The sequence below is a fragment of the Paraburkholderia sp. BCC1876 genome, assembly GCF_902833695.1.
Classification (GTDB): Bacteria; Pseudomonadota; Gammaproteobacteria; order Burkholderiales; family Burkholderiaceae; genus Paraburkholderia.
Genome location: NZ_CADFGI010000001.1, coordinates 1,190,699 through 1,203,972, shown reverse-complemented (window position 1 = coordinate 1,203,972; position 13,274 = coordinate 1,190,699). Strand labels below are relative to the sequence as shown.

Genomic DNA, 13,274 nt, shown 5'->3' with positions numbered 1-13,274 from the left:
ATTTCTCCACGCAGATGATTAGTTTCGTTGTTGCGAAACGCAGAATAGCGCAGGCGCTCTACCCACAAGAACTGGAAAAAAAAGACTGTCTCCAAAAACTGACAAAACACGCAAAGCCTTGTATTTAAAGCCTGTTAACGATTATTTCTATTTTTGCAATATTTATTCATCGAGCAAGCATTATTGTTGTTTTGTAGACAGTGAGTGCCTCGGTACTAGCACTTTTGGTACTTGTTTGGAGGGTATTTGTAAGTTAGTCGTCTAGTTGTCCCGAGCGCTTTGTAGCGGTCGTATAAAAACGAAATATGCGCCCTTGACCGGACGCTAGACAGACCTTGTGGGGTGTGAGCAGGAGCAACTCGAAGGACCAACTGAGTGCAACCTTCGCGGTTGCACTCCTTGCGTTTTACGGGGTGCGCGTGGGGTCGTCGGCGTTGTCGGTGTTGTCGTTTCGGCGCGCCATGGTGGCGGCCGCGAGTCCCGCAACAGCAGCGAATAACACCGAGGTCCACGGGTGCCGTCTGACATATCGGTCGGCCGCTACGGCTGTGCGGCTTGCCTCGATGAGCGTGACGGCGGCAATGCGCGTGGCCTGCGCTTCGGCCTGTACCACGGTGCGTCCCATCTTGAGCGCGGCTGCGCGTGCGGAAGCCCTGGTGCGCGGCTTCACCCGGAATACCGACGCGGAAGTGGACGTCGATGCCGGTGTTGCACCGGGCAACGATCCGGCAGCGCTTGCCGTTGCCGCGCGCGCAGCGTTTCCAGCCACGGCGTTATCGGTTACGGGTTCATCCATGTGCGGCACCGCATTCGCGGAAACGGTCGACGCCGCCAGCACCGAAGCCAGTTTCGCGCGGCTGCCCGGCGGCATGTTGTCCTGCATGCCCCAGCCGCCGCGCGGATCGTGCATGCGCCCGCGCGCCGCCGAGAATTCCGCGCCGAGCAGCAGCACGGCCGCCGAAAAGTACAGCCACATCAGCAGCACGGCGAGCGAGCCGGCCGCGCCGAACGAACTGGCCATGCCGGCGTGTGCGATGTAGAGCGCGAAGAGCTTCTTGCCCGCCGAAAACAACACAGCCGCGACGATTCCGCCGACCAACGCATCGCGCCAGCGTACCTTGTCGTCTGGCAAGAACTTGAGCAGGCCGGCGAACGCGAACGCGAGCACCAGCAGACCGACGGCGAGTTGCATCAGGTTGCCGATCACCACATACGGCGAATTGCCCCACAACCACTTGCCGATGAACGTGATGACCGTATCGAGCACCAGCGAGACGATCAGCAGAAACGCGACGCCGAGCACCAGCCCGAACGAGATCAGGCGTACCCGCACCATCGCGATCACGCTCGACGAACGGGGTCCGCTGTAGGGCCACACTATATTGAGTGCGCTATTGAGCGAAGAGAAGGTGGCCGACGCGCCGATCGCCAGCATGGTGAACGAAATGATTGCCGCGACGCCGCCGGCGCTGCCGCTGTGATGCGCGTTCTCGACGATGGTCTGCACGCCCGCGGCGGCCTGGTCGCCGAGCAGGCCGTGAATATGATTGAACAGTTCGCCGCGCGCGGCTTCGGCGCCGAAGAACCAGCCCGCCACCGCGATCACCATGACCAGCGTGGGCGCGAGCGAAAACGCCGCATAGAACGCGATGCTGGCGGCCATGGCCGCGCAGCGGTCGTCGGAAAACTGTTTGAACGCGCCGATGGCCCAGTTCGCCTGCTTGCGGGCCACGTGTTGAAGGTTCTCGGCGGAGAGCGTGTCGATGTCCATGATCGTGTTTCTCAATGGGGTTCCGGCGCCGCGACGGGCGGGTGCGAGAGCCGTTGAGGTCGCCTCGACGCGGGGTTCGCCTCGAAGTCTTTCGCAAACCTTGTGCCTGTCACTATAACAAGCGCGGCAGGCGTGCGCCGCCGCTGCGATGCACCGGAAACGCACCCTTGGTTAGAATGCCGGGGCACCCTCACTCACGTAGATCACTATGCACTCGCACGAACTCGACCCGCGGCTCGACGTCATTTCCTCCGCGCAATTAAGCGCACATTTGCCCGCGCACGTCGTCGAGCAGTTGCCCGCTGAAGGCGTGACGGTTTTCGCCGTCAGCGACGACGCGTCGGACACCGCCGCATTCAGCGCCCGCTACGGCTTTGGCCTCGAAGACTGCGCGAACACGATCGTGGTCCGCTATAAGAAAGACGGCGGCGAGCATTACGCGGCGCTGGTCTCGCTCGGGTCGCTGCGGCTCGATATCAACGGCGCGGTGAAGGCCGCGCTCGGCGCGCAACGGCTTTCGTTCGCCAAACGCGAGGCCGCGGTCGAGCACAGCGGCATGGAATTCGGCGGCATCACGGCGTTCGGTTTGCCTGACGATTGGCGCGTGCTGGTCGACGCCGAGGTGATGGCGCGCCCGCAGATCGTCATGGGGGCGGGCATACGAGCCGCCAAGCTGCTGCTGGCGCCGGACGTCTTGCGGCAATGGCCGCGTTGCGAAGTGGCCGCGCTCACGCTGCCGGCGGAGTGACGCTTCGCAGATCGTTGCGCGCGCAATCAAAATGGACGATGCCGCGCCGGCGGGCGAATCGCGCCTTTATTTCTCAGTGGAACACCGTCGCCTGAAGGCGACGACCAGCGCGTCCGTCAACCGAGCCTGAAGTTTTCCCCCGTTCCGCCGTTAATCCAGAGAGTGACATGCACCGCCGGGGCGTCCGCCTCGCGCGGCGATCATAAGGACAAGGGACACGGAGATGGAACGGTTTCGCCTGAAAGTGCGGCTTTGGCTTGCGCTAGCGGTAATGTGCATGGGCATTCTGGCGATTGGCCTATGGGGTGCTTTCAAAACGCGCGACACGATGATCGCCGACCGCCAGGCTGAATTGAAGAGCGTGGTCAGCGTTGCGTACAGCGTGCTCGACCGCTATAACGGCCTCGTCGCGGCCGGCACGATGCCGCTCGCCGACGCGCAACGCACGGCGATGGCCGACCTGCGCGCCATGCGCTACGACGGCGCCGGCGGCTACCTCGTGATCGAAGACGCGCACGCCCGGGTCCTGATGCACGGCGTGCGTGCCGACCTCGAAGGCAAGGACATGAGCGGCTTCACCGATCCGCAGGGGCGTCACGTGTTCAAGGACGGTTCGGATCTCGCCGAACGCGACGGCGAAGGATTCATCCATCTGGAGTTTCTCAAGCCGGGCTCCAACCAGATGGCACCAAAAATCAACTACGTGCGGCTCTATAAACCGTGGGACTGGACGATCGTGACTGGTGTTTTCACCGACGATATCGACGCCGCGTTTTATTCGACGCTGCTGCAATACGTGGGCGCTGCGCTGATTTTGTGTCTGCTGGTGTCCGTGGTGATCGGTGTGATCCTGCGTAGCATCTTGCGGCAACTCGGCGGCGAACCCGCGTACGCGGCGCAGATTGCCGCGCGAATCGCCGACGGCGAACTCGATCTCGTGGTGGACACGAAACCCGGCGACGAAACCAGCCTGCTCGCCGCGATGCAGCGCATGCAGCATCGTCTCGCGCACGCGATCACGCAGATTCGCAGCGGCGCGACGCTGATTTCGTCGGTGTCGCACGAGATCGCGGCGGGCAACGCCGATCTGTCGCGTCGTACCGAACAGCAGGCTAGCGCGCTGGGCGAAACGGCGTCGAGCATGGAACAGATCACCGCGACCGTTAAACAGAACGCCGACAACGCGAAGCAGGCCAGCCAGCTCGCGCACAACGCGTCCGAGACGGCGGCGCGCGGCGGCGAAGTGGTCGGTCAGGTGGTCGAGACGATGCGCGGGATTTCGCAGTCGTCGCATCGGATCGGCGACATCATCGGTGTGATCGAGGGGATCGCGTTTCAGACCAATATTCTGGCGTTGAACGCCGCGGTCGAGGCAGCGCGCGCCGGCGAAGAAGGCCGCGGTTTTGCGGTGGTGGCCGGCGAAGTGCGGACCCTCGCGCAGCGCAGCGCGGCGGCCGCCAAGGAGATCAAGGCGTTGATCGAGGAGTCCGCGGCACAGATCGCCGGCGGCTCGCAATATGTGGGACGTGCCGGCGAAACCATGCAGGAAGTGGTGCATGCGGTGCGCCGCGTGACCGACATCATGGGCGAGATCAGCGCAGCGTCGGTCGAGCAAAGCTCGGGCATCGAGCAGGTCAACATCGCGGTGGCGAGCATGGATCAGACGACCCAGCAGAACGCCGCGCTGGTCGAGGAAGCGAGCGCTTCCGCCGAGGTGTTGAAAACGCAGACGGGCCAACTGGCCGAAGCGATCGCGGTGTTCTCGTTGCCGCCAGTGCGTTGAGCGGGGTGCCAGGGGCGCGTTTGTGACGAACGCGCCTTTACGCGCGAACGAAATATTCTTCGAGGATGTCCGCCACGCGCCATAGCGAGCAGGGCCGCCGGCAGTGGCCGTCGAAACCGGCTTCTTTCAGCGGCCCGATCGGATCGAGCGGCCAGATGTTGCTCATGGCCAGCATGAGGATGTCGGCATTCGCGGGTTCGGCGCGCAAGGTGCGGGTGAATCCGTAATCCGAAACCGAGTCGAGCCGGGTGTCCAGCAGAATGGCGTGCGGTCGCCACCACTTCAGAAACGACTGCAGTTTGTGCAGATCGACGACGTAGATTGCGTCGTAGCCCTTGAGCGAAAGCAGTAGCACCAGCGACTCGCCGATCGCCTTGTCGCGATGTCCGATCAGAACGCGGCGCGATACTTTCACGGCCGCTGCGTGCCGGCGTTTCCAGATCGCGAACTCGGTTTCATCATCGAGCGAAACACGTCTTGTCACAGTGGACTCCGGAAGACGGCGGCCGAACGTCTAATGTAGTAAAAAAGAAAAGACTCCGGGAGAATTTACCTTCGATCAATGGTTGCATGACGCTTATTACTTGACGAGACGCAAATAAAAACGCGACGCACGTCAAATGCGTTTCGCTATGACTCGGGGAATTCGTCTGTTGAGTGAGCGGAGTGCTCGGGGAATGGGGCAAAGCATTCGCGCCGCGCGCAAGGGTTAACGCGGGCTTACTGCGGTTTTTGTGCGGTTTTGGCGCGCGGCCTGAGCGAGCCGAGGAGCGGCCACGCAACCGCCCGGCGATTGCGTGGCACGATGGTCAAACTCAGATCATCAAGCGCGAAACTTTGGTGCCTTCCAGCGACACGCCCGCCATCAGACCACCATTCGTCAACACGAAAGCTTCGACAGGGTTCGTGGCCGTCGACGTATCGACCGCACCGTTCGCGCCGACTTTCAGCACGGCGACGGTTGCGTCCGCACCGGCTGCCCAACCCTGGCTGCCGAGGAATTTGTCGAGCGCGTCTTGCGTCATGAACAGAAACACGAGCGCCTTGGACTGCGCGCCGATCTGCAAACCGAACGAACCCGCGACGGTGCTGTAGTAGCCCGTCGTGCGGCCGCCCACGCGCAGTGCGCCTTCGCCATACTGGCCGCCGACCCAGAAGCCCGCTGAAATCACCGACGGGAACACCAGCACGCCACGTGCTTTGCCCACCAGTTCACGTGAACCGGCGACGTTGGCAAACAGCCGCGACATTGTCGAGTCGATGCCTGCGTTGATCGTGTCGCGCTTGCCCGCGTTCGCGGACGGCGACGCGCTCGAGGACGGCGACGTCGTCGTACAGCCGGCGAGGCTGAGGCCGGCGGTGGCGAGAGCGGCGCTGCCGGTGAGGATGAATTGTCGTCTGCGCATGATGGTTTCCTTTGCGTTATTGAAATTGTGTTTGCTTATGTGCTGTCGTTGTTGCCGCCCTGCGAGAGAGCGGTCGTGCCGTGACGTCAACCCTAGCCTACGTCGCTTGCTAACCAGCATTTCGCGTGCCTGACCTCGGCGCATGAATGGGCTTTGCGTGTTGAGCGGCTGGAATGGTCGGGTCGAGCTGTCGTGCTCTTGTGCGCTCGTGTTCCGTGGCGCGCGGCGTTTGTCTAGCCTTTCACGAGGCCACCATCGACGATCAGATTCTGGCCGGTCACGGCGCGTGACCACGGCGACAGGAAGAACAACACGGCGTCGGCGAATTCTTCCGGCGTGGTGACGCGCCGGACCGGCGTTGAATTCGCAATCAGGTCGAAGACGAATTCCGGCGTGGCCGCGCTGGCGTCCGTGGTGCGCAGCAGGCCGCCCGATACCATGTTCACCGTAATGCCGTCGGGGCCGAGATCGTGAGCGGCCGTGCGCGTCAGCGACAGCAGCGCGGCTTTGGCCGCCGTGTAGTCGTGATAGGGGACCACCGGGTTCTGAAACAGGTTGGTGCCCACGTTGACGATGCGTCCGAAGCCTCGCGAACGCATGCCCGCTACTGCCGCCTGAATCGTATTGAGCGCGCCCTTGAGCGAGCCGTCGAGTTGCTGCTGCAAGCGTGCCCAGTCGATGGAGTCGATAGTCGGGCGCGCGTCGCCGTCGAAGCGGAAGTCGGCGAGTGCGTTGTTCACCACCGATACGATAGGCTGCCCGGTCTGCGCCTGCGCCATGTCGAAGAGGCGCGCGACCGCGGCCTTATCGGTGATGTCGGCCTGCAGCGGCAACACGTGGTCGCCGAGTTCTTCCTTCAATGCGAGCGCCAACGTTTCGCTCTTGTGGTAATTCACGACCACGCTCGCGCCTTCGCGTACCAGCGCGCGCGTGATCGCCGCACCGAGTCCGCGGGCGCCGCCCGTTACCAGTACCCATTGTTCGGATAGAAGCATCTGTTTCCCTGTTGTCGATGAAGTGGCGATGTTCCTATTGTCGCCTGATTCAGAGCCGATGCCGAGTTTCAATGCCGCGATGAAGGTGCGGGAGTGCGGAGCCCGGCTGGTTTGTTGTGTCTGTGTGACTACTCTCACAGTGGCTGCGGCGGGTGCTCTTTTATCTCCGGACTAACACTTAGGTAATTCGCTGATCTGATTCATCTGATGAAGTAAAAATAATAGTTAGGACTATATAGATAAAAGGCGAAAATTTCCGACGCTTCTTTAAAAACGGTAATTGACGATCCTTAACAATTCAATCGTGCATTTAATCGAAAAACCTCCATCGATTCCGCATTGCGTGGGCTAGCGCACGGTCGCTGCGTGATGCTGCGCATAACTTCAACCTCCATCAGGCCCTGCTGTGCTCTTTCAAATTCTCTTTTGGCGCAGCCTGTCGTTTCTCTCGGATCACGTCGAATCGGACCGGGATTTTCCGTGAGAGATACCTGACGTGACGCTGTTTTAGCGTGACGCCTTGCAATACCGACTGGGCTTTGAAGTTTCACTTTTAACAGGGAACGCAGATTCATCTGTTATTCGGGCCGGTCGTTCGAGGCGTTTAGTTAGGAGGCTGAAATGAAAAAGCACAATGGGGACACGCGCATTCTTGGGACGCGCCGGGCGGTATTGGCGGTGGCGGTGAGTCTGTATGCGGCGATGGCGGGTGCGCAAACGAACGCGCCGGCGCCGGGCACGCCCTCGGGCGGTGCGCCGAAGCTGGTGGTGGCGCAGACGTTGCCGATCGACTGTCCGACGTTCGACACGCTGGGCTGCAAGCGGGAGAGCAGCGGTTTGCTGACGACCGGTGGGGTTGGCGTCGCAGCAGCGGCGGGTTTGGGGGCGACGTCGGCGACGGGGGCGCAGAACGGTAGCGGCAATGGTAACGGGGCCGCGTCGGGAGGCGCGGGCGGAAGCGGTGCGAATGGTAGTGGTGGTGGTTCGGGGAATGGTGGGGCTGCGGGACTTGGCGCTGCGGGACTTGGGGCTGCGGCGGCGGGGGGCGGTAGCGGGAATGGTAGTGGTAGTGGTAGTGGTAGTGGTAGTGGTAGTGGAAGTGGCGGGAAGGGTGGGACGGGAAGTGGTGGGACGGGCAGTGGTGGAACCGGAAGTGGTGGGACTGGAAGCGGTGGAACAGGTAGCGGCGGGACGGGCAGTGGTGGAACCGGAAGCGGCGGAACGGGCAGTGGCGGAACAGGTAGCGGCGGGACTGGAAGCGGTGGAACCGGAAGTGGTGGAACGGGAAGCGGTGGGACCGGAAGCGGCGGAACGGGCAGTGGCGGAACAGGTAGCGGTGGAACGGGAAGCGGTGGGACCGGAAGCGGCGGAACGGGCAGTGGCGGAACAGGTAGCGGTGGAACGGGAAGCGGTGGGACCGGAAGCGGCGGAACGGGAAGTGGCGGAACAGGAAGTGGTGGAACAGGCAGTGGTGGTGCGGGCAGTGGTGGGACAGGAAGTGGTGGGGCGGGAGGTGGCGGGACAGGCAGTGGCGGGACGGGAAGCGGTGGTACGGGAAGTGGTGGAACAGGAAGCGGTGGGACTGGTGGTGGAAGCGGCTCCGGTGGTGGTCATCATGGAGGCCATGGAGACGGCGGTCATGGCGATGGTGGCCATGGCGACAGCGGTCATGGAGACGGTGGGCACGGCGACGGCGGTCATGGCGATGGCGGTCATGGAGACGGTGGCCATGGCGACAGCGGTCATGGCGATGGAGGCCACGGCAATAGCGGTCACGGCGATGGCGGTCATGGAGACGGCGGTCACGGCGATGGCGGTCATGGCGACGGCGGTCACGGCGATGGTGGCCATGGTGAAGGCGGTCATGGTGATGGTGGCCATGGAGACGGCGGTCATGGAGACGGTAGCCACGGCGACAGCGGTCATGGCGACGGAGGCCACGGCAATAGCGGTCACGGCGATGGCGGCCATGGCGACAGCGGTCATGGCGACGGCGGTGGCAACAGCGGCCACGGCGGCTCCGGCTCCGGCTCCGGCGGCCACGGCCGTGGTCACTAACTCAACTGCACGCCTTCAGCGCGCGACGGCCGGCATCAACCGGCCGTCCAGGCAAAAAAAGAGCGGACAGTTCACCGTCCGCTCTTCTCCGACGAAAACCCCACACTCTCCACTCGCCCACTAAACAGCAATCACCCTTTCCTCCACCACCAGAAAAACCTTCTCCCCCGCCACCGGCTCATGCGCCCGCGCTCCACCGGTAAAGCTCCCAAACGCCGGCAGCACTCCACACACCGCGCCAAATCGAAAACACGGCACGCGCACCGAATCGACCCGCGTCGTCACCCGATAAACCGGATGCACATGTCCCGCGAGCGCATACGCGCCGTCCACCGTCTGCGGGAAATGGCACGCCGCCCAAGGCCCAATCCGCCAGGGCTCCTGCACACATTGAACGTCCATCGAATCCGGCAATGCACCGGCATGCCGATCATGATTCCCTTCAACCAGCACCACCCGCAGCCCAGCATGCCGCGCACGCCAGCCATGCAACGCGTCCAACGTCTCAACGGAATGCGCCTCGCGCGCGTGCAGCAGATCGCCAAGAAACACGAGCATCGTCGGCTCGAACTCGCTAATCAAAAGATCGAGCCGCAGCAAATTGTCCGCAGTCGAGCCAACCGGCACGGGAATGCCACGCGCACGAAACACTGCATCTTTGCCAAAATGCGCATCGGCGACGAACAAACACCGCAATGCCGGATCGAAAATCGCGCGCAAGCTCGACAGCACGAGAGCATGTCCGGCAATCCCCACCCTCAACGACGTAGTCTTCATACGCGAGCCGCCTTCTCAAGCTCCGCCAACATCCGCTCGACGCGATCCGCGAGCTTCTCGGTACTGACCTTCTCACGCAAACGTCCGACGATCAACGGAAACGCAAATGGCGTCGGTTTTTTCGGCCGCATCACCACCACGCGGCTGGCATTCATCCGTTCAAGCGCAACGCGGATGCGCTGGGCGTCGAGCTCCTGCAACAGCACTTCGGCATCGGCCTGATCGAGCAGCAGATTGCCGCTATCGTGATTGCGGAAGATCTCATAGAACAGACCACTCGACGCCTGCAACTGCCGCGCGCTTTTTTGCTGCCCTGGGTGCCCTTGAAAGACCAGCCCCGACACGCGTGCAATCTCACGAAAACGCCGCATCGAGAGTTCCGACGAATTCAGGCTCGCGAGAATGTCATGCTCGAGCGCGTCGGAAGAAAGCAATCCGCTTTCGAGTTGCGCGGCCCAATCGAATGGTTGCGCGGACAACAGCTCGAAACCATAGTCGTTCATTGAAATCGAAAAAGTACCAGGCTGTTCACGCGCGACTCGCCACGCCAACAATGCACCGAGACCGATATGCGCGGTGCGCCCCGCAAAGGGATAGCAAAAGAAATGGTGGCCCTCGCGCGATTTCAGCAACTCCACCACCAGCACACCCGGCTCGGGCAACGCCGACCATTTCTGCTGCAAGTCGAGCAGAGGCCGCACGGCGCGCATTTCCGGTTCGTCGTAGACGCCGGCGGCGGCGCGCGCCAGCATCGTCAGCGTTGCGTCAGCGAGTTCGGACGACAACGGCATGCGGCTGCCGGCCCATTGCGGCATCGCCCCGCGAGACGAGGTCGCGCGACGCACCCACGCGGTCATGTCCTGCACGCGAATCAATTCGAGCGCGCGTCCGCCGAAGGTAAAAATATCGCCTGGTTTCAGCCGCGAAATGAACGACTCTTCAATCGCGCCGATTCTCCCGCCCGACAGATAAGCGACATGCAAGGTGCCGTTCGCGACGATCGTCCCGATGTTGTTGCGATGCCGGCGCACCAGATCGTCGCGCGGCACACGGTACACACCGTCGCCGTCGCGCAGCACGCGATGGTAGTCGGGATAGGCACGCAACGCGGTGCCGCCGCCTTCCACGAAGCCGAGCGCCCAGTCGAACTCGGCCTGCGTCAAATGCCGGTACGCGTACGTGCTGCGAATCTCGCCGATCAGTTCGCGCGCGTCGAAACCGCCGCCGATCGCCACGGTCACCAGATGCTGCACCAGCACGTCGAACGGTTTGTCGGGCGTGTCGCGGCCTTCTATCTGACGCTTCGCGACGGCCTCGCGGGCGGCGGCGGCTTCGACCAGTTCAAGAGCATGCGTCGGCACGATCGTCACGCGCGACGGTCGGCCAGGCGCATGCCCCGAGCGTCCCGCACGCTGCATCAGCCGCGCGACGCCTTTGGGCGAGCCGATCTGAAACACGCGCTCCACCGGCAAGAAATCGACTCCGAGATCGAGGCTCGATGTACACACAACCACCTTCAGCAAGCCGGTCTTCAGGCCACGCTCGACCCATTCGCGCACTTCCTGATCGAGCGAACCGTGATGCAACGCAATCAGGCCGGCCCATTCGGGCCGCGCTTCGAGCAACGCCTGATACCAGACTTCGCATTGCGAGCGGGTGTTGGTGAAAACGAGCGATGTCTGCGCGTCGCCGATCGCCTCGGCGACCGCGCCGACCTGGCGCATGCCGACGTGGCCGCCCCACGGAAACCGCTCGATCGTGTCGGGAATGACCGTATCGACAATCAGTGCTTTGGGCAGCGCGCCGTGCACGTCGACGCGCGGCGTTTTGACGGGCGCGAGTAAGACATCGGCGGCGAAGGGCAGGTTGCCGAGCGTGGCCGACAGGCCCCACACCTGCAATTCAGGGCGCCAATGCGCGAGACGCGCGAGTGCGAGTTGCGTTTGCGTGCCGCGCTTGTTGCCGAGCAGCTCATGCCATTCATCGACCACCACCAGCCGCACCTGCGCGAGCACGCCACGCGCGTCGGGCCGCGTGAGGATAAGCGACAGGCTTTCGGGCGTGGTGACCAGCGCCGACGGCATGCGCCGGTTCTGCCGCGCGCGCTCGGCCGACGATGTGTCGCCGGTTCGCAAGCCGACGCTCCACGGGACGGCCAGTTCGAGCGCGGAGCTTTGCAAGGCACGGGCGGTGTCGGCGGCGAGCGCGCGCATCGGCGTGATCCACAGCACGGTGAGCGGGGCCGGTTGCGTGCGTGGCGGGCTGCGCTGGGCGGCGGATCTGACAGCAGATTCACCCGCACCCGCGAAAGTTGCAAGCGCACCGAACCACACCGCCCAGGTTTTACCGGCACCCGTAGTCGCGTGCAGTAACCCGCTCGCGCCGCGACCCATCTCGCGCCAGACCTCGCGTTGGAACTCGAACGGCTGCCAGCGGCGCGCCTCGAACCATGCATCGAGTTTGTCGGCGAATGGGCGACGCGCGGCGGCCTCGTCGAGTGCAAAGGGAATCGGCTCGAAAGCCGGCTCGCGCGCATCGAGCCGTGCCTGCTGTTCGCGGCTGCGTGGAATCCGGCGAGCCCTGGGCGCGCGCCGCCTTTCGGGCAGCACGTCGGGTCCGGAAGCCTCAGGCTCGTCGGGATCAACCGGCTCGATCATCGAAAGCGCTCTTTAGCATGGGATTCGCGGCGTGACGAAGGCCTCGCGGTGCATGTTCTCTGTGGACACATGGAACGCGCCGCAAGTTCATCATCACACCCTCGCACTGACGCCGGACGTACCGCCGTGTTTAAATGCCAGGGCTTCGCGCGCTCGATCTTGACGATAGAAGGCGGGCGGGCAACCTGCAGCCAACCGTCCATTCAAAACGGAGTTCGCGTTGAATCGTAATCAGGCCTCGCTGCCGCAAACGTCCCTGCGGATCGCCGTCGCGCAAGCGCAACCGGTATCCGGCGACGTCGCCGCCAATATCGCCAGAACGGTCGAACTGACCGGTCTCGCCGCCGACCGTGGCGCGAAACTGGTGGTTTTTCCCGAGAAATTCCTGAGCGGCTACGAACCGGACCTGATTGCCGGCGACCCCGCGAAGTACGCTTTCGAAGCCCACGACGCGCGCCTCGAACCGATCCGCGAAGTGTGCCGTCGGCGCGAGATCGCGGTGATTGTCGGCGCGGCGACTCGGCATGCGAGGGCCCTGCATATTTCGTCGCTGATATTCAACCGGTCCGGCGAGCAGATCGAGCCGTATCACAAGCAGTACCTATATAGCAGCGAGACGAGCATTTATCAGCCCGGCGCGCAAGGCTGCATGCTGGAACTCGACGGCTGGCGGCTTGCACTCGGCGTGTGCTACGACTCGGGTTTTCCGGAGCACGCAAGGCTCGCGGCAGTCAACGGTGCGCATGCTTATCTGGTGAGCGCGCTCTTCAGCGTGAAGAGCGGCTACCACCAGTCGCGCATCTGGTTCCCGGCGCGCGCTTTCGACAATACGATGTACGTGCTGCTGTCGAATCACGTCGGCACCACCGGCGGCTGGTCGACGTGTGGCGCGAGCGCAATCTGGAGCCCGTATGGCGACGTCGTGGCGGAGGCGAGCCGCGATCGCGACGACGTGATTACCGCGCTACTCGACCCGGCGGTGCTGGCCGACGTCCGCGAACGCGAAACCGTGCTTGCGGATTTCAACGCGCGCGACGAAGCGCCGACCGGCAGCTATACGACGCACGCCCTGGACTGAC

At 63.3% G+C, this 13,274-nt stretch carries 10 protein-coding genes; 4 read left to right on the top strand and 6 right to left on the bottom strand.

Going from position 1 to position 13,274, the window contains the following annotated elements:
* Positions 1–406: 406 nt before the first annotated feature.
* The gene (locus tag HWY05_RS05235) at positions 407–1,771 is read right to left on the bottom strand and encodes a YihY/virulence factor BrkB family protein (RefSeq protein ID WP_035559178.1); all 1,365 of its coding nucleotides are present in this window, start codon (positions 1,769–1,771) and stop codon (positions 407–409) included.
* A 208-nt stretch (positions 1,772–1,979) separates the two neighbouring features.
* Between HWY05_RS05235 and HWY05_RS05230 the strand changes: the two genes are divergently transcribed.
* Together HWY05_RS05230 and HWY05_RS05225 are read left to right on the top strand one after the other, a co-directional pair.
* Complete coding sequence (locus tag HWY05_RS05230; protein WP_176057605.1) at positions 1,980–2,519, top strand: YbaK/EbsC family protein; 540 nt, start codon at positions 1,980–1,982, stop codon at positions 2,517–2,519.
* Between the two features lie 223 nt (positions 2,520–2,742).
* Positions 2,743–4,302 (top strand): methyl-accepting chemotaxis protein, encoded by a 1,560-nt coding sequence (locus tag HWY05_RS05225; protein WP_035559170.1) that lies wholly within the window; start codon positions 2,743–2,745, stop codon positions 4,300–4,302.
* 37 nt (positions 4,303–4,339) lie between these two features.
* Here HWY05_RS05225 and HWY05_RS05220 read toward each other — a convergent pair whose 3' ends face one another.
* The 3 genes from HWY05_RS05220 to HWY05_RS05210 form a co-directional block, all read right to left on the bottom strand.
* Positions 4,340–4,786 (bottom strand): histidine kinase, encoded by a 447-nt coding sequence (locus HWY05_RS05220; RefSeq protein WP_035559167.1) that lies wholly within the window; start codon positions 4,784–4,786, stop codon positions 4,340–4,342.
* Between the two features lie 331 nt (positions 4,787–5,117).
* Positions 5,118–5,708 carry a YSC84-related protein gene (locus HWY05_RS05215; protein ID WP_035559165.1) on the bottom strand — a complete coding sequence of 197 codons (591 nt, stop codon included), beginning with the start codon at positions 5,706–5,708 and terminating at the stop codon, positions 5,118–5,120.
* Between the two features lie 233 nt (positions 5,709–5,941).
* Entirely contained in the window at positions 5,942–6,703 is a 762-nt protein-coding gene (locus tag HWY05_RS05210; RefSeq protein ID WP_035559163.1) for a 3-oxoacyl-ACP reductase, read from the bottom strand.
* Between the two features lie 967 nt (positions 6,704–7,670).
* On the opposite strand from HWY05_RS05210, the gene HWY05_RS05205 reads away from it, so the two are divergent.
* Complete coding sequence (locus HWY05_RS05205) at positions 7,671–8,885, top strand: hypothetical protein (RefSeq protein ID WP_176057604.1); 1,215 nt, start codon at positions 7,671–7,673, stop codon at positions 8,883–8,885.
* On the opposite strand, the gene pdeM is transcribed toward HWY05_RS05205, so the two are convergent.
* Positions 8,882–9,538 carry a ligase-associated DNA damage response endonuclease PdeM gene (gene pdeM / locus HWY05_RS05200; RefSeq protein WP_035559159.1) on the bottom strand — a complete coding sequence of 219 codons (657 nt, stop codon included), beginning with the start codon at positions 9,536–9,538 and terminating at the stop codon, positions 8,882–8,884. The two genes, HWY05_RS05205 and pdeM, sit on opposite strands and share 4 nt — an antisense overlap.
* A complete protein-coding gene (locus HWY05_RS05195) occupies positions 9,535–12,195 on the bottom strand; it encodes a ligase-associated DNA damage response DEXH box helicase (RefSeq protein ID WP_176057603.1) in 2,661 nt (886 codons plus the stop codon). Before HWY05_RS05195 ends, pdeM begins: the two co-directional genes overlap by 4 nt.
* Positions 12,196–12,415: 220 nt before the next feature.
* On the opposite strand from HWY05_RS05195, the gene HWY05_RS05190 reads away from it, so the two are divergent.
* Positions 12,416–13,273 carry a carbon-nitrogen hydrolase family protein gene (locus HWY05_RS05190; RefSeq protein ID WP_176057602.1) on the top strand — a complete coding sequence of 286 codons (858 nt, stop codon included), beginning with the start codon at positions 12,416–12,418 and terminating at the stop codon, positions 13,271–13,273.
* Position 13,274 lies beyond the last annotated feature (1 nt).

Excerpts from the sequence above, each read along its gene's own strand:
- HWY05_RS05230 (WP_176057605.1), top strand. The coding sequence starts at position 1,980 with ATGCACTCGCACGAACTCGACCCGCGGCTCGACGTCATTTCCTCCGCG.
- HWY05_RS05210 (WP_035559163.1), bottom strand. The coding sequence starts at position 6,703 with ATGCTTCTATCCGAACAATGGGTACTGGTAACGGGCGGCGCCCGCGGA.
- HWY05_RS05235 (WP_035559178.1), bottom strand. The coding sequence starts at position 1,771 with ATGGACATCGACACGCTCTCCGCCGAGAACCTTCAACACGTGGCCCGC.
- HWY05_RS05215 (WP_035559165.1), bottom strand. The coding sequence starts at position 5,708 with ATGCGCAGACGACAATTCATCCTCACCGGCAGCGCCGCTCTCGCCACC.
- HWY05_RS05225 (WP_035559170.1), top strand. The coding sequence starts at position 2,743 with ATGGAACGGTTTCGCCTGAAAGTGCGGCTTTGGCTTGCGCTAGCGGTA.
- HWY05_RS05195 (WP_176057603.1), bottom strand. The coding sequence starts at position 12,195 with ATGATCGAGCCGGTTGATCCCGACGAGCCTGAGGCTTCCGGACCCGAC.
- HWY05_RS05205 (WP_176057604.1), top strand. The coding sequence starts at position 7,671 with ATGGTAGTGGTGGTGGTTCGGGGAATGGTGGGGCTGCGGGACTTGGCG.
- pdeM (WP_035559159.1), bottom strand. The coding sequence starts at position 9,538 with ATGAAGACTACGTCGTTGAGGGTGGGGATTGCCGGACATGCTCTCGTG.